Here is a 19,952-nt window from a genome sequence, read left to right as displayed (position 1 = left end):
TGATAGAGCTCCGCGGCGGATGTCGATCCAATGGTATCCAGGCCACATGACCAAGGCTCGGCGCTCGATCGCCGAGTCGATGCCGTCGCAGGACGTCGTCATCGAGGTGCTCGACGCCCGCATGCCGCTGGCCAGCGAGAACCCCGTCCTGGCCGGGCTGCGCGGCCAGAAGCCGTGCATCAAGGTCCTGAACAAGAGCGATCTGGCGGACCCGGCCGTCACCACGGCGTGGCTCCGCTACTTCGAGGCGGAGAACGCCGCGCCGCCTGACGAGGCCGGGCGCGGCGCCTCGCCGGGCGGCCAGGTGCTCGCGATCGCGATCTCCGCGAGCCAGTCGTCCGAGGCGCGGCGCCGGATCCCGGAGCTCTGCAAGCGCCTCGCGCCCCCCAAGAACGGCCCCGGCAAGGTGGTGCGGGCCATGATCGTGGGGATCCCCAACGTCGGCAAATCGACGCTCATCAACGCGCTCATGGAGCGCAAGGTGGCCAAGGTCGGCGACGAGCCCGCGGTCACGAAGAGCCAGCAGCTCGTCACCTTGAAGACCGGCATGGCCATCTCCGACAACCCGGGGATCCTCTGGCCCAAGATCGACGATGAGGCGGCCTCGTTCCGCCTGGCCGTGGGCGGGGCGATCCCCGACACGGCCATCGATTACCAGAGCGTCGCCCTGTTCGCGGCGGGGTACTTCCTGCGGCGCTACCCCGAGCTCCTCGTCGCCCGCTACAAGCTGAAGGAGCTGCCGGAGACGGCCGCGGCGCTGATCGAGGAGATCGGCCGCCGCCGCGGCTGCCTGCGCAGCGGCGGATCGGTGGACCTGCACAAGGCGTCGGACATCCTGGTCCACGACTTCCGCGCCGGCCGGCTCGGGCGCATCAGCCTGGAAGAGCCGCCGGGGCTGGAGTCGCCGTCGGGGATCGAAGAGAGCGCGTGAGCCGCGGCACGGCGCCGACGGCCAGGCCGGCCGATCGACGCGGGCGCCCAGGATCTTCGACCCGTCGGCCGCCGACGCCCGCTACCATGCCCACCGCGACGGCTGCGGTGCGGCGCCACCCGTGACGTTCGCCACGCTCCACACGCTCCCTACGCTCCACCCCCATTCACCCGACGAGGACCTCACTCCATGGCCGGAAGCAGCCTGCTCGCCTTGATCGACGACATCGCCACCGTGCTGGACGACGTTGCCGTGCTGACGAAGGTGGCCGCCAAGAAGACCGCCGGCGTGCTGGGCGACGATCTGGCGCTGAACGCGCAGCAGGTGACGGGCGTCAACGCCGATCGCGAGCTGCCAGTCGTGTGGGCCGTCGCGAAGGGCTCGACGCTCAACAAGGCCATCCTGGTGCCGGCGGCGCTGGCGATCAGCGCCTTCGCGCCCTGGGCCGTCACGCCCCTGCTGATGGTCGGCGGCGCCTTCCTCTGTTACGAGGGCTTCGAGAAGGTCGCCCACAAGGTGCTGCACAGCAAGCACGAGGACGAGGCGCACCACGCCGAGCTCGTGCAGGCGCTCTCCGATCCGAAGATCGACCTCGTCGAGTTCGAGAAGGAGAAGATCAAGGGCGCGGTGCGCACCGACTTCATCCTGTCGGCCGAGATCATCGCGATCACGCTGGGCACCGTGGCGGCGTCGCCGTTCGGCACGCAGGTCGCCGTGCTGACCGGCATCGCCCTGCTCATGACCGTGGGCGTCTACGGTCTGGTCGCCGGCATCGTGAAGCTCGACGACGCCGGCCTCTACCTGAGCCGCCAGAGCGGCGGTCTCCAGCAGTCGCTCGGCAGCGGCATCCTGAAGGCGGCGCCGTGGCTGATGAAGGGCCTGTCGGTCGCCGGCACGGCGGCGATGTTCCTCGTCGGCGGCGGCATCCTGACGCACGGCGTGCCGTGGCTGCACCACCACATCGAGGACATGACCCAGGGCGCGGGCGCCGTGCTCGGCGCGGTGGTGCCGTCGCTCGCCAACATGATCGTCGGCGTCGCGGCCGGCGCGGTCGTGCTGGGCGTCGTGACCGCGGTGAAGCAGGCGTTGAACCGCGAGAAGGACGGCCACTGACCCTGGAGCGCGGGCTCGCGCCACCTGGAGCGCGGGCTCGCGCTGCGCCGATCAGCCCTGTCCGGCGCGCGCTGGCCGCACCAGCGTCGCGACCAGCCGGTCGAGCGCCGCGGCCGGGTCGGCGCCGAGCCCCGCGTGGACACGCGAGGGCTGGACGACGGTGCTCGCCGGGGACACCACCCAGCCGAAGCGCTCGGCCTGGGGGAGCTCGGCGACGTACCCGCACGCGCGATCGGCGGCGCAGACGCGGCGGATGAAGTCGAGGTGGCCGCAGACCGCCTCCAGGTCGAGGTCGGGCCAGAGGGCGAGCAGGCGCCGCTCGTCGGGCTCGAAGCGCGCGTCGAGGAACCCCCGGGCGCGGCAGAAGAGGACCACCCCGACGTTGACGCGCTCGCCGCGCTCCACGCGCGGGACCACGCGCAGCACGGCGTAATCGAACGGGTCGGCGGCGTCGACGTCGCGCGCGCCCGGAGGGCTACCGCCGGGCACGGGCTGCATCGAGCGCCTCCTCGACGAAGCCCCGCGGCGACGCGAGGCGGTGGGTCAGGTAGGCGGCGTACGCCGCGCGCCGCGCCGCGACCGGCGCGGCGTCGGGCTGCGGCGCCTCGACCGCGTCGGGCGCGAACGCGGACCGCCGCTCGCCCGAGGGCCGGGCGCGGGGGTCGTGGTCGGCCAGCCACGCGTCCGGGATCGCGGCGACGATCCCCGCGATGCGCTCGGGCGTGAGCCGGGCGCTCAGCGCGGCGTCGGCCGCGGCGAGATCGCCCGCGAACGGGAGCAGGACATGGCTCCTGACGAGCGGGAAGCGGTCGCCCGCGTCGGCGCGCGGGTCGGTCGCGTCGGTCCAGGCGTGGTGGACATAGAGCGCCGCGCCGTGGTCGATCAGCCAGAGGCGGCGGTGCCACAGGAGCAGGTTGGGGTTCTTGGGCGTCCGGTCCACGTTGCTCATGAAGGCGTCGAACCAGACGACGGCGGCCGCAAGCCCCGGGTCGATCGCCGGGCCGGCGAGCGGCTGGAAGGCGAGCGATCCGGGCAGGTAGTCGAGGGCGAGGTTCAAGCCGGCGCTCGCCGAGAGCAGGTCGGACAGCTCCGGATCCGGCTCGGCCCGCCCGAAGGCGGGGTCGAGCTCCATGAAGACGATCTCCGGCACCGGGAGCCCGAGCGCGCGCCCGATCTCCCCCGCGACGAGCTCCGCGATGAGCGCCTTCGGCCCCTGGCCGGCGCCGCGGAGCTTCAGGACATAGAGCCCGTCGTCATCGGCCTCGACGAGGGCCGGCAGCGACCCGCCCTCGCGGAGCGGGGTGACGTAGCGGGTCGTGTGGACGGTTCGGAGCATGCTTCAGCAGCGTGGCGGATGGCGGGGGAATTCCCCCCCGCCGAGAGGATGGGGCCGCGAAGACGCCATGAGACGCCATGAGACGCCAAGATTTTTATGTTTTTCTTGGCGTCTTTGGCGTCCTTGGCGGTTCAAAAGCCCCACCTTCGGCCAAAGTATGCCGCCGCACAGCAGTTACGTGAGACAGGGAGGCTGGGTCGAGCTGGAGCGCGCAGGGGAGCGCGCCCTCGATGATCGATGAGGCGGCCCGGGCGCTCGCTCCGCGCAGCAGCGCGAGAGCGAGCGCCGCAGGCCCTCGTGGATCACTCGCCGAGGGGACCGAGGGGATCCAGCCGCGAGCCGGGCACGGTCTGGTAATCGCCGAGCAGGAACTTCTGCAGCCCGTCCGTGAACAAGAACGGACCGATCACATCGACCACCTCGCCGCTCGCGCCGCCGCCGGCGCCGCCCTCACCGGTGGCGCCGCCAGCGCCGCCCTCGCCGGTCGCGCCCGCCGAGCCGCCCTCACCCGTGGCACCCGCCGAGCCGCCCTCACCCGTGGCACCCGCCGAGCCGCCCTCACCGGTCGCGCCCGCCGAGCCGCCCTCACCGCTCGTGCCACCAGCACCACCGGCGCCCCCCTCGCCGCCAGCGCCGCCGGCACCACCCGCGCCGCCGGCACCGCCGGCACCGCCCGAACCGCTCGTGCTGGCCGGCCTCGTGACGGTGATGGAGTCGATATAGATGATGGTCGGGTTGGCCCAGGGCCCCTCGGCACCTGCGTCGACCTTGACGCCGATACGCCTCACCTCGGTCGCCTCGAATTTCCCGCCAGCAGCGGCATCGGCCGCATCAGCGGCATCGACGTCGATGGTGAGCTCGGTCCACTCCTTCAGGTCGCTGAAGCTCGTCCACGCCCAGGGGACGCCCGCCCAGGTCTGTTTCTCTCCGTTCTGCACGAAGATCTGCAGACCACCGCCGGTGGCGGCATGAGCCTTCACACGGAACGTGACGGTGGCGCCGGTCAAGTCGACCAGCGGAGATAAATCGAACTGGAACAGCGTCCCCGTGTTCGCCGTGGTGAGCGGCACGGCCAGCCGGGCGCAACCCGAGCAGCTCTCCTCCGGACCGGGCCCGATGTTGGGGGCGCCGCCGCCTTCGCCGCCTTCGCCGCCTTCGCCGCCGGCGCCACCGTCGCTGCCGCCCGCGCCGCCTTCGCCGCCGGCGCCACCATCGCTGCCGCCCGCGCCGCCTTCGCCGCCTTCGCCGCCGCCCGAGCTGGTCGAGCTGCGGGAGCTCGACGTCGTGCTGGAGCTGGCCCCGCCGCCCGCACCGCCCGCGCCGCCGCTGCCGGTGGTGTCGTCATCACCGCAACCCGTCATGGCGAATGCGCCGACCAGCATCCCGCACATTGCCAAAGAAAGAACTGATCTCATCCTGACCCTCTCCTGATGTGCACCACGAGGCCACGCAGCCCGGGCCGCCGTTCGCCATGGCGGTTGCCACCGCCCGCCAGCTCCTCCGAGCCAGCCGCGTGGCGCAAGCTACCCTGGGAAGAAATTTTTCTCAACCGGCCGAACGTGTGAGCCTGGCAACCAGATGAGCCCCGTCGAGGCGCGGCGCTCAGCGCCCGCCCGACAAAAGCGCCGCGGCGGGCCCGACGACGGCGTCGCGACGGAATCGTGCGGCACGCGATCGCCGCGGGCGACCCCTTACGCGGCACTCCCGCGCTTCACGTCGTACCGGAGGAGCGAGACGCCGTTCGCGTACGACGTCGCGCCGAGGAGCGCCAGCTCGACCTTCCTGGTGCTGCCGCCGAAGAGCCGGACCCCGTGCCCGAAGACGATGGGGTTCACCTTGAGGACGAGCTGATCGATGAGGTCGTTATCGAGGAGGAAGCCGGCGAAGGCGCCGCCCCCGCAGAGGTAGATATCGGTCCCGTCGCCCTCCTTCAGCCGCTTCAGGGCCGCGATCTCGTCACGGTCCACGACCTCCACCTCGGCGCCCTCGCCGAAGCGGAGGGTCTTCGAGAAGATGTAATGTGCCATGTGCGGGTAGGCTCGCTTCCCCGGGACGAGCCCGAACGGATAGCCCCACTCGTACGTCCTTCGCCCCATCACGACGGTGTCGTAGCCCTTCAGGCGCTCGACGTAATCGGCGGCGTGCTCTCCTTGCATCACCAAGCCGTCCACCGAGCCGTCCTCGTGCGAGATGAAGTTGTCGACCGTCACCGCGACGTCATAGACGATCTTTCTCATTCGAATCCTCCTTGGAACGCTGTCCTGAGCTCGCCGTGGGTCGGTCCATCGAGCGCGCCGGGTCCTGGCGCGTCGAGGCCATTCTCATCGCGCAGCTCGCGCCGGCGCAACCAGAGAAAGCTCGCCGGGGGGCTGTAGAGCCCCTCCGGCTGGCGTTGTCAGGGTTCAGGCTGTTGTTGGATGCTCTGGCGCGCCTTGCGCGCTTCGCTGCGTCCGGCGCAGCGTGCTCCCCGGCTGGCCCGGGATCACTCGGCGATGTGGGTCAGCAACGAGCCGGCCACCGGCCTGTAGTTGCCGATCTCCATCGGCTCCGCGCCGGTCGTGAACTCGAACGGACCCACCACGTGGATCACCTCTCCACTGGAGCCGCCGCCTTCACCGCCCGCGCCGCCGACACCGGCCGTGCCGCCCTCGCCGCCCGCGCCGCCGACACCGGCCGTGCCGCCCTCGCCGCCGACACCGACCGAGCCGCCTTCGCCGCCGACACCGACCGAGCCGCCTTCGCCGCCCGCGCCGCCGACACCGGCCGTGCCGCCCGCGCCGCCGACACCGACCGAGCCGCCTTCGCCGCCCGCGCCGCCGACACCGGCCGTGCCGCTCTCGCCGCCGGCGCCACCTTCGCCGCTCCACCCGCCGGCGCCGCCCTCGCCGCCCTCGCCGCCGGCGCCGCCCTCGCCGCGCTCGCCGCTCGGTGCGGCGCCTCGCGCGGCGCTCGGAGTGCCGGGTTTCGTGACGGTGATGGAGTCGACGTAGACGACGGTCGGGTTGGTCCAGGGCCCGGTGCCGCCCGCCGTGAGCTGAAGTCCGATCAACTTCACCTCCTTGCGTTCGAAGGAGGGCTTCGACCCGGCCAACGCGTCGACATCGATCGTGATCTCTTGCCAGTCTGCCAGCCCGGCGATCGGATTCCACGAGTAGCCGATGTTCGCATAGGACCGGTCCGCCCCGTTCTGCACGAACGGCTGCACGCCGCCGCTGGTGCCGGCGTGGGTCTTCACACGGAACGTGACCGTGCTCCCCGTCAGATCGACCACCGAGGCGAACTCGATGAAGAACTGCGTCGCGGTATTCGCGGTCGTGAACGGCACGGACAGCCGCGCGCAGCCGGAGCAACGCTCCTCCGGGACCGAGCCGCCGCCGCCTTCACCCGAGCTGCCGCCGCCGCCGACACCCGGGCTGCTGCCGCCGTCGCCCGAACCACCGCCGCCGTCGCTCGAACCACCGCCACCGTCGCTCGAACCGCCGCCGCCGTCGCTCGAACCACCGCCGCCGTCGCTCGAACCGCCGCCGCCGTCGCTCGAACCACCGCCGCCATCCGCGTTTGAACCGCCATCACCCGCGCCGCCGCCGCCGTCAGCGCCCGAGCTGGTCGAGCTCGACGACGTGCTGGAGGTGGACGAGCTCCCGCCGCCCGTCCCGCCCGTCCCGCCCGCACCGCCGCTGCCGGTCGACTCGTCGTCACCGCAACCCGTCATGGCGAACGCGCCGACCAACACCCCGTACGCCGCCAAAGAAAGAACTGATCTCATCGTGACCCCTCCTGGATAGGCCCCCGCGAGGCTGCGCGGCCGAAGCCGCCGTTCGCCGGAGCGGCTCTCACCGCACTCGATCTCTGTCGAGCCAGCCCCGCAAGGAGCGACATTATCCTGGACAGACGACTTTCTCAACAGCCCGGACGTGCGAATCCGTCACCAAAACCCAACGCGCTTGGCATCGCTCGGCGCTGGCGCCGCTGCGAGCGCAGCAGCCACATGAGACCACCTGTGGAGTCGAGCAAGGCGGGGCGCGGCAGCCACATGAGACCACCTGCGGAGTCGAGCCCGAGCACAGCGCGGCATCCTGAGAGCGCACATCAGCACGCTCTCATGCCAATCGCTTCCTCAGCGACCATCGTCGCCCGACGACGCCACCGACAGCGCACCTCGTTCATTCAAGGCACCTCCGGACGCGGCAGCGCGCTCGGCTCGTCGAGCGTGCCGAGCCCCTCGCCGTCGCGTCCGGAACCGTCGTCAGATCGGTGCAGATGGATGCTTCAACACGTCTCGTGGACCTCCCTGACGGGGTACAGGGGCGCCACGGGATAGCCACGGGTCACGGTGCGACGTGGGTCACCGTCGAGCCTTCCACGGGCTGGTAATTGTTGACCTCCATCGGCTCCTCGCTCGTCGTGAACTCGTACGGACCCATCACATGAATCACATCGACGCTGGGGCCGCCGCCTTCTCCGCCTCCGCCGCCTTCTCCGCCTCCGCCGCCGCTCGAGCTGCTGCTCGAACTGCTGCTGCTCGAACTGCTGCTGCTCGCGCTGCTGCTGCTGCTCGCGCTGCTGCTGCTACTCGCGCTGCTGCTGCTACTCGCGCTGCTGCTGCTCGCGCTGCCGCCGCCTTCGCCGCCCGCGCCTCCGGCCCCGGCCACCCCACCCGCGCCGCCTGCGCCGCTCATACCCCCCGCGCCGCCATCGCCGCTGGTGCCGCCCGCGCCGCCTGCGCCGCTCATCCCTCCGGCGCCGCCTTCGCCCCCGGCGCCGCCTTCGCCGCGCTCCCCGCTAGGGCCAAAGAAGAAGCGCTGGCTGCTCGGAGCCCCGTCGCCTGTGCCGGGTCTCGTGACCGTGACGTAGTCGACATCGACAACGGTCGGATTGGCCCAGGGCCCCGTGTTGCCCGCCGTGACCTGAACCCCGATCATCTCCACCACGGTGCGGTTGAAGATCGCATTTCCCGGAGCCAGCGCATCGACATCGATCTTGAGCTCCGTCCACTGTCCCAGGTCGGCAAGCGGGTTCCACGAGTAGCCGATGTTCGCATAGCCGAGATCGCCCCCGTTCTGCACGAACGGCTGCAGAGCGCCGCCCGTGCCGGCGCGGGTCCTCACGCGGAACGTGACGGTCGCGCCGGTCAGGTCGACCTTCTCGTGGAAGAAGATCATGAACTGCGTGGCCTGCATCGCCCTCGTGAGCGGCACGGAGAGCCGCGCGCAGCCAGGGCAGCCATCGCCCGGATCAACGACGCCTCCACCCGTACCGCCGCCGGCACCACCACCTGCGCCGCCATCACCGGTGGTCGCTCCGCCGCTCGAGCTGCTGCTCGCGCCCGTCAAGCCCGACGATGTGCTCGGGGGGAAGGGGAACCCCCCGCCCGTACCGTCCTGGATCGCGGGATTGTCCGTGCAACCCATGACGGCGAACGCGAAAACCAACAACCCACACACCGCCGTAGAACGAACTGTTCTCATCCTAGCCCCTCCTAGATCCATCCCGCGAGGCCCCGCGGCCAATGCCGCCGTTCGCCTTCAGCGGCTCCGACCACGCCCGAGCTCCTCCGAGCCAAACAGCACGGGACGAGACTATCCTGGACAGAGCAACTTCTCAACAACACGGACGTGCGGATCCGTCGTTACAGTTCAGCTCATTTCGCGATCACCGACGCCGGCGCCAATGCGCGTGAAGAGGCCACATCATGCCACCTGCGAAGTCGCGTCCGGAGCGCGGGCGCCCGCCGGCGCCAGCGGCCGAGCGTCCCTGGCTGCTCGGCCGTGGTGCGGTGTCGAGGCGACGGCGGCGCGCGGCACCGATAGAGAGAGCGGCCTCATCGGGGGCGCAGGGCTCAGCGCCCACCGGGCGACGGGGCGGCGGTGGGGTGGAGTAGCATCATGGCAATGGCGATCACATAAAACGAGAGGCCGACGAGCAGGAACGCGATGGCGACACGGTAGATCGTGGTCTTGCGATCGCGGTAGGCGAGCGAGGCGAAGAGCCAGCCGCGCAGGTCGTCGCCCGGTTGCTCGGTGAGCCAGCGGATGTGCTGCACACCCCAGACGATCAGGGTCGCGGAGAGCAGGACGATCGCCACGCCGGCGATGATCAGCCCCTGCGCGTGGGGGCTGGTGCCGGCGATGAGGCGGCCGGAGAAGCCGGTCGTGGTGATGACGATGCCGCACAGACCGATGAGCACCTGAGCGCGGTTGTGGAGCACGGCGAACTGCCGCTCCAGGATCCCGTGGATGACGTCCCAGGACCCGGCGCCCGCGAGCTCGATGAGCCGGTCCGCCTCCTCCTCTCTCTCGATCTTCTTCATGGCAGGCGCCCTAGCACCGCGGCGCCCGCGCCTCATCACGCCGCCCCGCGCGCGCGACGAACAGCCCGAACGCCGCGCCCGTCAGCGCGACGAGGAGCGCGCCCGAGGCCCACAGCACGGGGCGGTGCCCGTAGCGATCGACGCCCATCCCCACGACGGGCCCGAGCAGCACGAAGGCGAGGCGGAAGAGAAAGCTGCGGAGCGAGACGCAGCTCGCGCGATCGCCGTCGGGCGCGAGGCGCTGCTCCTCGTGGTGGAGCAGCGGCATGTGCAGCCCACGCACGAGCGTCAGCAGGAAATAGAACGCGACCCCGAGCACGTGGCGCGAGAGCGCGAGGCCGAGGTACCCGACCGCGACCAGGACGACGCACGCGAGCAGCGTCCCCGTCATGCCGAGGCGGCGGCCGGCGCGCTCGCTCAGCATCGAGCCGAGCGCGGTGGTGAAGCTCGCGACGGCCCACATGGGGCCTATCCACGCGACCGGGGCGCCGGCCTCGGTCGCGTACAGCGCCATGAGCCACGTCGGCAGGTACGACGCGAGCGCGAGCGCGACGCCGAGCAGCAGCACCGCGCGGAAGTCGGCGCGCTCGAACAGCGCGTCGCGCACGATCGCGCGCATGCGGCCCAGGTGGTCCTCGACCTTCGGCTCGGCGCGCCGGGTCTCGCCGAACCGGAGCGCGATCCCCGCCGCGAGCGCCCAGGCCGCGGCCTCCATCGCGAACGGCAGGCGGGACCAGCGCGCGTAAAGGAAGCCCGCGGCGAGCGCGGCGCTCCCCGAGGCGATCTGCGCGATCGAGCGCATGCGGCCGTACCAGCGGGCGAACTCGTGCTCTTTGCCCTGCTCTCGCAGCGAGTCGAAGAGGAGCGCGGAGTCCGCCCCCGAGACAAGGGAGAACCCGACGCCGAGCACGAGCTCGGCGAGCAGCACCGACCAGAGCCCGCGCGAGAGCGCGTAGAGGACCCAGCCGGCGAGGATGCAAAAAGAGGCGATCACGAGCGCGCGTCGGTGGCCCAGGCGATCGGCGATGTAGCCCGACGGGAACTCGAAGAGCGCGATGCTCAGGCTGAACGCGCCCTGCACGGCCATCATGGTGGCCACGCTCATGCCGATGTCCTGCGTCCAGAACAGCGGGAAGATGGCCGCCGGGAACATCAGCGATTGAACGCCGTGGTAGACGCAGATGCGCCAGGGGTTCTGCTGGACCGACGACATGGCGGGGAGTCCTTGGGCCCGCGCTGCCGCGGGCGCGCCGGACGCCTAGAACTCGGTCCCGATCATGTACCTGAGCTGCCCCGTCTTCAGCGAGAAGACGTAGAGCGCCGTCCAGCTGGCGAAGAAGACGTCGTTCGCCGAGATCGAGATCCCGGACGAGACCTGCGACTTCTTGTGGACCTGCACGTCCCACAGCCGCTTGCCGGTGCCGGCCTCGAAGCAGGCGAGGCGCGTGCCGTCCTTGTGATCCTTCATGTCATAAGGGACGACCAGGAACCCGCCTTCATAGGCCCCCGCCTCCACCCCCGTCGCCCTCGTGGTCAGCGGGTCGACGCCGGGCACCACCATCTTCCAGAGGACCTTTTTCTTGTCCACCGCGGCCACCATGCCGACCTGGCTGCCCTTGCTCCGGCCGCCGAGCAGGAACCGCGGCCCGGGCCCGCTCGGGATGATCGCGCCGCTCACCGACATGCCCTCGACCTCATGCGAGCCGGGCAGCCCGAGCTCGTCGAACTCGTGCCAGCGGGCGAACCGATAACCCGGCGCCTCTTCCTGGATCGAGCTCGGGACCGTCTTGCAGGCCACGCCCTTCGCGAGCTCGCGCCGCGTCCCGGTCGCCGGATCGAGCCCGTGCTTCGCGTCGTCGACCGTCTCGACGACGATGACGCCGTCGCCCTGGCACAGCCGCCTCGCCTTCTCACCGAGCAACGCCGCCCACGACGGCGTCCCGGTGCGCAGATCATAGGCCTGCGCCTTGCCGAGCGCGTCGATCGAGATCAGACGGCCGGCGACGATCGCGCGCCGCGCCTCGTGGTTGGCCGCGTCCTTGGTGAGCGCCGCCGTCTTCCAGATCGGCTTGCCGTCGCGCCCGTCGTAGGCCGCGATCCACTCCTCGCCGGCGGGGACATTGCTCTTGCCGATCACGTCCGGCGCGCCGTCGCCGTTCACGTCGGCGAGCATCGGCCGATCGCTGAAGTACGTGTTCGGTCCCAGGCCGAGGAGCGGCGTCGACCGGCCCTTGGACGGCCCCGACGCGCTGAACATGAAGGCGCCGGCGGCCGCGCCGGCCACGACCATGGCCATGACGACCGACATCACGATGACCCCCGCCGCGTTGCTGGACGGCGGGGCGACCCGGACGACGTGCATGCCCTGCGGGATCGGCGCGGTGGTCGGCTTCCTGCCGCGATCGATGAGCGACCGCGCGCCGCAGTACTGGCAGGTGACTGCATCCATCGCCGGCTGAATCGGCAGCGGGGCGCCGCAGCGCGGACACCTGGAATCGACGATCCTAGCCATCGTTCCACTCTACACGAGCTCGCGACTGTCTATTTCTTCTTCTCGCGCTCACCCGGGGCCGCGCGCGACGCCGCGCGGCCCGAGGGCGGGGGCTCCAGCAGCGCCGCGCGGGTGAGCCCCATCCCACCGAAGCGCTCGGCCACCTCCGCCACGACGCCCTCGAGGCGCCGGCGGCGCTCGGAGGCGACAGGGAACAGGCTCAGCGTCGGACCGCCGGTCTCGCTCGTCAGGTCGCTCGCGGCGACGCCGACGAGCCGCACGGGCCGCGAGAGATCGAAGCGCGAGAGCAGCCCCTTCGCGCAGGTGTAGATCGAGTCCGTGTCGCTGACCGGCTCGGACAGCGTCGTCTGGCGCGTCCGCAGCGTGAAGTCCGAGTACTTGAGCTTCACCACCACCGCGCGGCAGGACAGGCCCGCCTTGAGCAGGCGCCGCGCCACGCGGCCCGACAGATCGAGCAGCCAGCGCTCGATCGGCTCCCTGCCCCGGAGGTCCTCCTCCACGGTCTCCTCCGCGCCGATCGACTCCGCCGCGCGGCCCGGGACGACCGCGCGCTCGTCGACGCCCGCGGCGAGCAGCCGCACGTGCTCGCCCCACGCGGGGCCGAGCAGCTCCTGGAGGCGCGGCGCGGGGCAGCGCGCGAGATCGCCGATGGTCGCGAGCCCCGCCGCGCGCAGCCGCTCGGCCGCGCGCGGGCCCACGCCCCACATGCGCTCGAGCGGCAGCGGCGCGAGGAAGGCGGCGACGTCGGCGGGGACCACGACGAGGCCGTCGGGCTTTCGCAGATCGCTCGCGATCTTCGCGGCGAACTTGCAGGGCGCGACGCCCGCGGAGGCCGTGAGCCCGGTCTCGTCGCGGATCGCGCGCTTGATCTGCGCCGCGATCGCCTCGCCGTCGCCGAAGAGCGCGCGGCTCGCGGTCACGTCGAGGAACGCCTCGTCGAGCGACAGCCCCTCCACGAGCGGCGTGAAGCGGCGGAAGATCGCGAAGACCTGCGCGCTCACCTCGGCGTAGCGGGCGTGCCGCACCGGCACGACGATCGCCTGCGGGCAGCGGCGGAGCGCCTCGACCATCGGCATCGCTGAGCGGGCGCCCGAGGCGCGCGCCTCGTACGACGCGGCCGCGACGACGCCCCGCCGGGAGGCGCCGCCCACCAGGACGGGGCGGCCTCGCAGCGACGGGTCGTCGAGCTGCTCGACCGACGCGAAGAACGCGTCCATGTCGATGTGGAGGATCTGTCGCATCGCGGGGCGCCGATCGCACCCGAGGAGCGCGCCGGGATCAACCGCCGGTGTCCGGATCCATCTCGTTCCACCCGGGCACACGGGCGGGCAGGTCAACCGCCGGCGCGCGCCGCGAGCCGCCCGGGTCGGGTCAGCCGCCGGGGGGGCCCAGGATCACCGGCCCTGGCGAGAGGACGTGGGTGCCGTTCATCAACCACACCGCTATCTGGCTCGTCCCCAGGCGTTGCCACACCACATCCGACATCAGATCGGCGTTGACGTCGCCGGCGGCGACCGCTGTCCAGCCGCCGCCGATCGGCCCGGGGATCACCGGCCCCGCGTCGAGGAGCTCGACGCCGTTCATCAGCCAGATCGCCACGAGGCCCCTCTCCTCGTTGCTCCAGAGCACGTCCGACATGCCGTCAGCGTTGAAGTCGGCCGCCCAGAGGATGTCCCATCCATCGCCGCTCGGCCCGGGGATCACCGGCCCCCGTCCGATGACCTCCGTGTTGCTCATCAGCCACACCGTCATCAAATTGTGCACCTCGTCGTTCCAGATCACATCCGCGATGCGATCGAAGTTGAAGTCGGGCACGGGGCCGATCTCCCAGTCGCCGCCGGGCCCCGGGATGAATGGCCCCGGCGCGAGCAGCTGGACGCCGTCCAGCAGCCACACCGTCATCAGGTTCTGCTCCTCGTTGTAAAAGAGCACATCCGAGGCGAGGTTGCGGTTGAAGTCGTTCGGCCGGATCACCCAGCCTCCGCCTCGCGGCCCCGGGAGCATCGGGCCCTGCGCGAACGGCCGGCCTCCGTCCGTCAGCCAGATCGTTATCAGGTCCCGCTCATCGTGACGCCAGAGCACGTCCGCCAGGCCGTCGAGGTTGAAGTCGTGCCCTATGGCGACCCAGCCTTTGCCGGCCGGCCCGCGAAGGATCGGGCCCGGCGTGAGCAGCTGGACTCCGTCCATGAACCATACGGCCATGAGGCTGCGCTCGGGGTCGATCCAGAGCACATCCTGCTTTCCGTCGAAATTGTAGTCGATCACCTCGATGACCCGCCACCCGTAGGTGCTGGCCCGCTGTTCTGCGACCCCGAGGGAGGGCGTCGCGGCCGCCGCGGATCCGCCCTCGTCGAGCAGGTCGACGCCGGCCGCGCAGCCGAGCACGGCGTGAATCGCAGCGGCGGCACACAGATACTTGGTCACGACCACAGGACTCGTCACGCTCGCCTCTCTTGCGCCGCGCGCGCGGCACGGCCGCCGATCCTGGGGGGATGCGCGACCTCGCCCGTGGGCACGCCGCTCACGCGCCTCCTGGGACGGCAAGCGCCAGTCCATCCGAGACCGGCGTTTGCGCCGGGAGTGTTCGCGCCGTGGACGCCGCCGCGGCGCGCACAGGGGAGCGCGCTCCACTCCACGCTTCTTGCAGGGAGCGTCGCCCCATAGGACTTCTATGCTCATCGAGCTGGTCTCACGGAGGACTCCCGAGCTCACGGCGCTCACGGGCTCGCTGCACTCTGGCCGCCGCCGCCCCGGAGTCGGAAGAAGAGGCCTCCCGGGACACCGGGACGCGGAAGGCGACGATCGGCTCCTCGGCGCTCTCCACGCCCGAGTGGCTCCGTCTCTTCGCTGCTCTGATCGCAACCCAGGGGAGTGAACATGTTCGTTCCTGACGTGAAGCGCGTGCTCGCCACGGCGATGCTGCTCGTTCCATCCACCACTTGCGTGAGCCCGCGCGAGGCGTCCGAGGTGCCCGAGCGCGCGGACAGCGGCGTACGGGCCGGGGTCGGCGAGGCCCGGCAGGCCCTGTGTTTTGGTCAGACGATCACGAACGTCCTCGTTCTACCGGAGACGTTCCACTGGGAGGACGCCGCCCACCTGCTCCGCGTGGCGGAGGGGTTCGGCCCGCGGACCCTCAGCGTCTCCGTGTCAGCGAGCGTCTCGCCGGCGGTGCGCGTGCTGAGCACCGTCACGCCCCGGCCGCCCCAGGCGGCGGAGCGCACACGGGCCAGTCGCGCGCCCAACAACCTCTGGCCCTTCCCGGCGCTCGCGGAGGAGGACCCGTTCGGGGTCTTCCAGCCCTTCCCGGGCGGCGCCGGCGGCACCGGCACCTGGGGCCCTCAGCCCTCGACGGGGATGCCGGGCAGCGGCGGCGGCTGGAGCTATCAGCCCGCGCCGGGCATGCCGGGCGGCGGCACCTGGGGTCCTCAGCCGACCTCGGCCACGCCGGGCGGCGACACGTCCCCGGGCGCCCAGCCCACACCGGGCCCGCTGGATGACTGCGTGCCGTCGGACGACCAGATCACCAAGGCGGTCGGGTTCGACGTGAGCGCGAGCGTCGGCCTCGACGCGACCTCGGTCCTGTTCGTGCCCACGGCCGCGCTCGCGCGGGTCTCGGCCTATCCGGTCTACCAGCAATACACATGGGATATCGTCAGCACCACCGGCTGGAACTGGGAGACCCATGCAGCGGAGACCGTCGTCGTGGGCTCTGGCATCGCCTACAGGCCGATCGGTATCTATTTCGATACCGACCTCATCTATGATCTGGCCGCGATCGGCGGCGGTCTGATCGACCCGGGCCCGTACGTGGATCCCGGCGGCGGCAACGGCGGTGCGGGCAACGGCTCGACGCCCCCCGATGAAGGGGAGGCCAGCGGCGCCGGGACGACCGGCGTCGCGGCCACCGCCGCGGCCACCGGCGGCACGGGCACGGGAGCCGGCGCTGGCGGCCCTGGCGATTCGGGATCCGGCGCCGGTGGCCGCGACGGCGCCGGCGGCGACGGCGCGGGCGGCGCCGGCGCCAACGACGGCGCGGGCGGCGCGGGTGGTCCTTGGATCATCGATCCGTAGACCGCTGGCAGCGCCGGCGCTTCACGTAGGGCGGCCGGCACCGGCGGGGACTCGCAAAGCAGCCTACCTGGACGATGCGGCGCGCAGCCCAGCGCGCCGCCCCTACCGCGCCGCCCGCGCGATCTCGTCGGCCGCCCGCGCCCTCTCCTCCGCCGCCTTCGCGAGCGGCCCCGTCAGGAGCGCCTGCGCCTCACGGAAGCGCGCCGCCACGTCGGACCAGTAGCTCGCCTCCGCGCCCTGCGGGGCGGCGAGCTGCTTGATGAGCGCCGCGTCGTACGCCGCGATGCCCGCGTACGCCGAGGCGGGCTTCGCGCGGGCCACCCAGTCGAGCGCGGCGAGCTCGCCCAGGCCGAGCCCCGCGAGCGGCGCCCGCCGCATCATGAGCGCCGCGTCCTCGGGGCCGTTGCGCAGGCCGAGCGCGACAGCGAGCAGCGCCGTCGCCTCGGCGGGGCGCGGGGTGTCCTTGGGCCACGCCGCGAGCAGCGCGGTCGCCTGATCGAAGTCCACGGCCCGCCAGTAAAGCCGCCCGAGCTCGAGCCGCGCCCTCGCGTAGAGGAGCCTCGACTCGGGCGAGAGCTGCGCGGTGCGCAGCGCCGCGCGGTGCTGGAGCGGGACGCCCCGGCCGAGCAGGACGCGCAGGAGCTCGGGCCGCGCCGCCGCCTCGGGCGCGATCAGGCGGCCCGCGTAGTACGTCGGCAACCGGGCCGCGAGCCGCTCGACGGCCGACGAGGGGGCGGCGCCCGCTGCGGGCGGCGGCAGCTCCAGCGCGTCCAGCGCGTCGACGCGCCGGCCGCCGTAGAGGCGGGAGAGCATCTCGCGCGCGCCGTCGACGCGGGCGTCGCGGAGCACGCCGACCGACGAGAGCTCGCGCAGGCCGACGAGCGCGGCGTCACGGCCGCGGGCCTTCCAGGGATCGAGCAGCTGATCGAGCTCGCCGTAATAGACGTTGGCGAGCTCCGCGTCCTTCCGCATGGCGTCCGGCAGCGGCGCGGACCGGACCGCCTCGACGAGCCGCATGTCGGCCCGCCCGGACTCCACGGCGACGATGCCCTTCGCGTAGAACGGAAGCTCGACGCCGCGCCGCCCGAGATCCTCGATCGCCCGGGCCTGCTCCGTCACCCACGCGAAGAGCGGCCCCTTGGTGAACGCGAGGACGCGCTGGACATCGTAGGGCGGCCGCAGCGTGGGCGGCTCGGTCGCGGTGCGCGCGAGCCGGGCGGAGAGCGTCAGGCCGAGCAGCACCTGGTAGAGGTCGCCCCGGAGCGCGGCGGGCGGCGCTTCGAGGAGCGGCGCGGCGATGGCGTCGCCGCAGGTGATGGGCGCGAGCTCGGCCCGGAGCGCGCGCGCGAGGCCCGCCTCGAGGCCCGCGCACGCCTCGACGCCCGCGAGCCGCGCGTCGCGCTTCGCCGCGTCGTCCTCGGCGAGCGCGGCGTCGAGCGCCTCGATCGCGCCCTGCGCGTCGCCGCAGGGCTGCGCTGGCGCGACGGCGGCGCGCCGCACGAACGCCTCGCACGCGCGCGGCGCGGCGGGCACGCCGGCCGGCGCCGGGGGGACCAGCGCGGTCTTCGGGTCGAAGGGCGCCGGCTTCAGGATCGGGAGCCACTCGTCCTTGAGCGTGCCGTGGACGGCGAAGGCCTCTTCCTCCGGGAGCGGCGCCGGCGGCGGGGTCGCCGGGCGGCCGTCGCCCGGCGAAACCGGCGCGTTCGGCGCGGGCGGAGGCGCCCCGGCGCAGGCCGCGAGGGAGAGCCCGATCGCGGCGGCGAGGGCGTTGAAGGCGAAGTGCGAGCGAAGGTGGGAGGGCATCACGTCTCCTTGGACACGGGCGGTCCGCAAAGGTTTCGCGGAGGAGCGGCGGGCGTCCATCACAATCCGAGCGGGGGCGCAACCCGGGCGCCGGCGACGGCACGACGCCGCGGCCGGCGCCCGACCCGGGGTCTCTCTCCCGGTCACGCTCTCACCACGGCCCGACAGCCGCGTTCGACGGGCATCGATCGCAGAACGCAAACAGCAAACCTTGTGATGCGCATCGCACCCACGGCCCTTGACAGCTCCGTCCTCAATGCGATGTCATCGTCTCGAAGGACAACCATGTACACTGGGATGCCTACCGTTCGGGACTGCCTCCATCGAGCCGGCGCGTGGCTGGGTGCTCGCAGGCGACGCATGCGCTGTATGGAGACCGGGCTGATTGTGGGACTCGCGTCCCTGCTCTCGACGTCCTGCTCGTCGACGGCGCCCGATGAGCCCGATGAGCCCGAGAACGCCATCAGAATTGGGGCCCTCCTCCCCTTCTCCGGGGGCGAGTCGGCCATCGGCCGCAACCTCGAGCAAGCCATGTTGCTCGCGGTCCAAGACCTGAACGCCGCGGGCGGGCTCGAAGGGAGGCCGTTCGACGTCGTGAGCCGAGACAGCCACTCGAACCCGGACCGCGGGCTCGACCAGCTGCTCTCGCTGATCTACACGGATGATGTCCGTTACCTGGTAGGGCCCGAAGAGAACGAGCTCGCCCGCGACATCGCGATCGAGGTGAAGAAGGAGGACATCCTCCACATGCTGACGGGTTATGCCGCGCCCTCCATCGCGCGCCGTGAGGACGACGGCGGCAGGATGAGGCTCGCCCCTTCCCCGCTCGGCATCGGCTGCGCGCTCGCGAAATACATCGTTAGCGAGGGTGTCCGCACCGCCAACAGCCTCTCCGCGCGGGACGACTACAACACAGCCGTCAGCACCGAGTTCACGTCCCATTTCGCGGCGCTCCAGGGCAGGATCCTCCCCTCGGTGACGTTCAAGCCGGGCGCACAGACGTACAAGGACAAGATCAAAGCCGCCTTCTACCTGGACGACGACACGGAGCGGGCGCCGGCCGGCCGCACGCTGCTGGCCGCCTATCCCGCCGCCGCCTCGACCATCGTGACCGAATGGACCGTCCACGGGCGTCCGGGCAGGTGGCTCCTCGGGCCTGCGTTGCACACCCAGGTGTTCCTCTCCAACATCCCTCAAGGCGCGCTCGATGACTCCTACGGGATCTCGCCCTCCCTCAGCCTGCGGAGCGAGTGCACCCCCAAGGACGAAACCGGGGAGAAGCTCGATTGCACGAACTGGAACACCACCGCCTTCACCTATCACTTCTCCCGCCGGTGGAACCGCGAGGTGCCGTTCCCCGCAGCGCACTTCTATTACGACGGCGTCGTCCTCATCGCGATGGGCCTCGTGTACGGCTACGCGACCACCGGGCAGATCATCACGTCCGGACATGAGCTGCGGCAGAAGATCCTCGAGCTCAACGACCCCAAGAACGACGTCGCCTTGTGGTGGGATCTGAGCACCGCGATGGCCAGGCTCCGCGCGGGGACCCCGCTCCGCTACATCGGCGCAGCCGCCGAATACGAGTTCGACTCCTACGGGGCGAGCCAGAATCACATCATGCAAACGTGGACCATCGAAGGCGACAAGTTCCGCGATCTCGACCCCTTCGACGCCAAGTGTGTGGTCCAGCAGTGATATAGAGCGCTGCAGCTTATTGGAGCGGTTTTCAGCTGAGCCTGGTACGAGCGTCGCAGAGCGGCGGTCTCCCGCACAGGAGACGGGCCCAGATCGGCGTTTTCGGCGCGCAAGCGCACTCCGGTGCGCTGAGCACCGAAAACGCCGAGGTGGGCCCGTATCCGAAGCGGGTGACCGT

The 19,952-nt window shown here is 71.7% G+C and carries 16 protein-coding genes; 4 read left to right on the top strand and 12 right to left on the bottom strand.

The features are described 5' to 3' along the window. Positions 1-19: 19 nt before the first annotated feature. The gene (ylqF, locus tag WMF46_RS07480; protein WP_437984978.1) at positions 20-931 is read left to right on the top strand and encodes a ribosome biogenesis GTPase YlqF; all 912 of its coding nucleotides are present in this window, start codon (positions 20-22) and stop codon (positions 929-931) included. 189 nt (positions 932-1,120) lie between these two features. After that, complete coding sequence (locus tag WMF46_RS07475; protein WP_437984977.1) at positions 1,121-2,044, top strand: DUF808 domain-containing protein; 924 nt, start codon at positions 1,121-1,123, stop codon at positions 2,042-2,044. Between the two features lie 51 nt (positions 2,045-2,095). Here WMF46_RS07475 and WMF46_RS07470 read toward each other — a convergent pair whose 3' ends face one another. The 11 genes from WMF46_RS07470 to WMF46_RS07420 form a co-directional block, all read right to left on the bottom strand. Further along, the gene (locus WMF46_RS07470; protein ID WP_437984976.1) at positions 2,096-2,542 is read right to left on the bottom strand and encodes a DUF3037 domain-containing protein; all 447 of its coding nucleotides are present in this window, start codon (positions 2,540-2,542) and stop codon (positions 2,096-2,098) included. Continuing rightward, a complete protein-coding gene (locus WMF46_RS07465) occupies positions 2,520-3,380 on the bottom strand; it encodes a HipA family kinase (protein WP_437984975.1) in 861 nt (286 codons plus the stop codon). The genes WMF46_RS07470 and WMF46_RS07465 overlap by 23 nt, the downstream gene beginning before the upstream one ends. Positions 3,381-3,682: 302 nt before the next feature. Then, positions 3,683-4,762: a hypothetical protein gene (locus WMF46_RS07460; protein ID WP_437984974.1), complete on the bottom strand. Its 1,080-nt coding sequence runs from the start codon at positions 4,760-4,762 to the stop codon at positions 3,683-3,685. A gap of 309 nt (positions 4,763-5,071) precedes the next feature. Beyond that, positions 5,072-5,617 (bottom strand): dihydrofolate reductase family protein, encoded by a 546-nt coding sequence (locus WMF46_RS07455; protein WP_437984973.1) that lies wholly within the window; start codon positions 5,615-5,617, stop codon positions 5,072-5,074. A gap of 245 nt (positions 5,618-5,862) precedes the next feature. Continuing rightward, the gene (locus WMF46_RS07450; protein ID WP_437984972.1) at positions 5,863-7,146 is read right to left on the bottom strand and encodes a hypothetical protein; all 1,284 of its coding nucleotides are present in this window, start codon (positions 7,144-7,146) and stop codon (positions 5,863-5,865) included. 562 nt (positions 7,147-7,708) lie between these two features. Then, the gene (locus WMF46_RS07445; protein WP_437984971.1) at positions 7,709-8,791 is read right to left on the bottom strand and encodes a hypothetical protein; all 1,083 of its coding nucleotides are present in this window, start codon (positions 8,789-8,791) and stop codon (positions 7,709-7,711) included. A gap of 428 nt (positions 8,792-9,219) precedes the next feature. Continuing rightward, on the bottom strand, positions 9,220-9,690 hold the full coding sequence (locus WMF46_RS07440) for a hypothetical protein (RefSeq protein WP_437984970.1): 471 nt from the start codon (positions 9,688-9,690) through the stop codon (positions 9,220-9,222). Between the two features lie 10 nt (positions 9,691-9,700). Beyond that, complete coding sequence (locus tag WMF46_RS07435; RefSeq protein ID WP_437984969.1) at positions 9,701-10,903, bottom strand: MFS transporter; 1,203 nt, start codon at positions 10,901-10,903, stop codon at positions 9,701-9,703. A 45-nt stretch (positions 10,904-10,948) separates the two neighbouring features. Then, positions 10,949-12,202, bottom strand: a complete 1,254-nt coding sequence (locus WMF46_RS07430; protein WP_437984968.1) for an outer membrane protein assembly factor BamB family protein — start codon at positions 12,200-12,202, stop codon at positions 10,949-10,951. Between the two features lie 29 nt (positions 12,203-12,231). Beyond that, positions 12,232-13,443: a DNA polymerase IV gene (locus WMF46_RS07425; protein ID WP_437984967.1), complete on the bottom strand. Its 1,212-nt coding sequence runs from the start codon at positions 13,441-13,443 to the stop codon at positions 12,232-12,234. Positions 13,444-13,573: 130 nt separating this feature from the next. After that, positions 13,574-14,626, bottom strand: a complete 1,053-nt coding sequence (locus tag WMF46_RS07420) for an FG-GAP repeat domain-containing protein (protein ID WP_437984966.1) — start codon at positions 14,624-14,626, stop codon at positions 13,574-13,576. A 453-nt stretch (positions 14,627-15,079) separates the two neighbouring features. Here WMF46_RS07420 and WMF46_RS07415 point away from each other — a divergent pair, with 453 nt between their 5' ends. After that, positions 15,080-16,273, top strand: coding sequence for a hypothetical protein (locus WMF46_RS07415; RefSeq protein ID WP_437984965.1), 1,194 nt, complete (start codon positions 15,080-15,082; stop codon positions 16,271-16,273). Positions 16,274-16,375: 102 nt separating this feature from the next. Here WMF46_RS07415 and WMF46_RS07410 read toward each other — a convergent pair whose 3' ends face one another. Continuing rightward, entirely contained in the window at positions 16,376-18,076 is a 1,701-nt protein-coding gene (locus tag WMF46_RS07410; protein WP_437984964.1) for a hypothetical protein, read from the bottom strand. Between the two features lie 387 nt (positions 18,077-18,463). On the opposite strand from WMF46_RS07410, the gene WMF46_RS07405 reads away from it, so the two are divergent. Beyond that, positions 18,464-19,774, top strand: a complete 1,311-nt coding sequence (locus WMF46_RS07405; protein ID WP_437984963.1) for an ABC transporter substrate-binding protein — start codon at positions 18,464-18,466, stop codon at positions 19,772-19,774. Positions 19,775-19,952: the final 178 nt, after the last annotated feature.

Origin of the sequence: Sorangium sp. So ce117 (assembly GCF_051524395.1) — a bacterium.
In the GTDB taxonomy this organism is placed as follows: domain Bacteria; phylum Myxococcota_A; class Polyangia; order Polyangiales; family Polyangiaceae; genus Sorangium; species Sorangium cellulosum_B.
This window is presented reverse-complemented; position numbering and strand designations above follow the sequence as displayed.

Bases quoted from the DNA above. Each gene is read 5' to 3' on its own strand.
- WMF46_RS07430 (WP_437984968.1), bottom strand. From the start codon at position 12,202: ATGGCTAGGATCGTCGATTCCAGGTGTCCGCGCTGCGGCGCCCCGCTG.
- WMF46_RS07445 (WP_437984971.1), bottom strand. From the start codon at position 8,791: ATGGGTTGCACGGACAATCCCGCGATCCAGGACGGTACGGGCGGGGGG.
- WMF46_RS07465 (WP_437984975.1), bottom strand. From the start codon at position 3,380: ATGCTCCGAACCGTCCACACGACCCGCTACGTCACCCCGCTCCGCGAG.
- WMF46_RS07440 (WP_437984970.1), bottom strand. From the start codon at position 9,690: ATGAAGAAGATCGAGAGAGAGGAGGAGGCGGACCGGCTCATCGAGCTC.
- WMF46_RS07410 (WP_437984964.1), bottom strand. From the start codon at position 18,076: ATGCCCTCCCACCTTCGCTCGCACTTCGCCTTCAACGCCCTCGCCGCC.
- WMF46_RS07460 (WP_437984974.1), bottom strand. From the start codon at position 4,762: ATGCTGGTCGGCGCATTCGCCATGACGGGTTGCGGTGATGACGACACC.
- WMF46_RS07425 (WP_437984967.1), bottom strand. From the start codon at position 13,443: ATGCGACAGATCCTCCACATCGACATGGACGCGTTCTTCGCGTCGGTC.
- WMF46_RS07435 (WP_437984969.1), bottom strand. From the start codon at position 10,903: ATGTCGTCGGTCCAGCAGAACCCCTGGCGCATCTGCGTCTACCACGGC.
- ylqF (WP_437984978.1), top strand. From the start codon at position 20: ATGTCGATCCAATGGTATCCAGGCCACATGACCAAGGCTCGGCGCTCG.
- WMF46_RS07450 (WP_437984972.1), bottom strand. From the start codon at position 7,146: ATGAGATCAGTTCTTTCTTTGGCGGCGTACGGGGTGTTGGTCGGCGCG.
- WMF46_RS07475 (WP_437984977.1), top strand. From the start codon at position 1,121: ATGGCCGGAAGCAGCCTGCTCGCCTTGATCGACGACATCGCCACCGTG.
- WMF46_RS07415 (WP_437984965.1), top strand. From the start codon at position 15,080: ATGTTCGTTCCTGACGTGAAGCGCGTGCTCGCCACGGCGATGCTGCTC.
- WMF46_RS07470 (WP_437984976.1), bottom strand. From the start codon at position 2,542: ATGCAGCCCGTGCCCGGCGGTAGCCCTCCGGGCGCGCGCGACGTCGAC.
- WMF46_RS07455 (WP_437984973.1), bottom strand. From the start codon at position 5,617: ATGAGAAAGATCGTCTATGACGTCGCGGTGACGGTCGACAACTTCATC.